Source organism: Salipiger sp. HF18 (genome assembly GCF_011806505.1).
In the GTDB taxonomy this organism is placed as follows: domain Bacteria; phylum Pseudomonadota; class Alphaproteobacteria; order Rhodobacterales; family Rhodobacteraceae; genus Salipiger; species Salipiger thiooxidans.
This window is the reverse complement of sequence record NZ_JAATOS010000875.1, coordinates 1-899: the sequence shown is the minus strand read 5'-3', so window position 1 is coordinate 899 and position 899 is coordinate 1. Positions and strand designations below refer to the sequence as shown.

The window sequence follows — 899 nt, the reverse complement described above, 5'->3', positions numbered from 1 at the left end:
GGGGTCAGGCGGGTCGTCGGAAGATTAGCCGGGAGTGGACCGGAGATCAGTGTGCCGCCTTGCTGCCGCCGAAGAGCGGCAGGACGAGCCTGGTGACGATCGGCACCAGCACCATGCCCCAGGCGAGGCCGAGGATGAAATCCATCGTTGCCGTCGCCAGCCACAGCACCGCGGACTGCCATTGTTCGCTGACCGCGTGTTCGGCGATCACCGCGTAGTGGTGGATGAATTCCTCGGGGGCCGCCCAGCCCATCTGCGCCAGCGAGTGCACGATGATTGAGCCGCCGACCCAGAGCATCGCGGCGGTGCCCACGGTCGAGAGGATTTTCATGACATAGGGCATACCCTTGACGATGCCGCGGCCGATGGCGCGGGTCACCGAGAGCCGGCCGACCTGCGTGAGCCAGAGCCCGACGTCGTCGGCCTTCACGATCAGCGCCACCGCGCCGTAGACCAGCGCGGTGATCCCCAGCCCCACCAGCGCCAGCACCACCGCCTGGATCCAGACCTCGGGCGCCTCGATGGTCGAGAGCGCCAGCGTCATGATCTCGGCCGAGAGGATGAAGTCGGTCTTGATCGCGCCCTTCACCTTGGTCTCCTCGAGATGGGCGGGGTCGCCCCTGGCGGCGGCATCCTCGGCCGCGCCCGCCTTCGCGCCGTGCGGCATCAGCACGTGCAGCACCTTCTCGGCGCCCTCGAAGCAGAGGTACGAGCCGCCCATGACCAGCAGGATCGGCACCAGCCACGGCGCGTAGGCTGCCATCAGCAGCGCCGCCGGCAGCAGGATGATCAGCTTGTTGAACACCGAGCCGCGCGCGATCTTCCAGATGATCGGCAGTTCGCGCGAGGCCTCGAAGCCGTGCACGTATTTCGGCGTCACGGCAGCGTCGTCGATCACC

1 protein-coding gene is annotated in these 899 nt (G+C 67.6%); it reads right to left on the bottom strand.

What is annotated here, in order from left to right; translation table 11 throughout:
* Positions 1-46: 46 nt before the first annotated feature.
* The coding region (locus HC022_RS27670; protein WP_167454508.1) for a DUF808 domain-containing protein at positions 47-899 on the bottom strand (853 nt) is incomplete at its 5' end.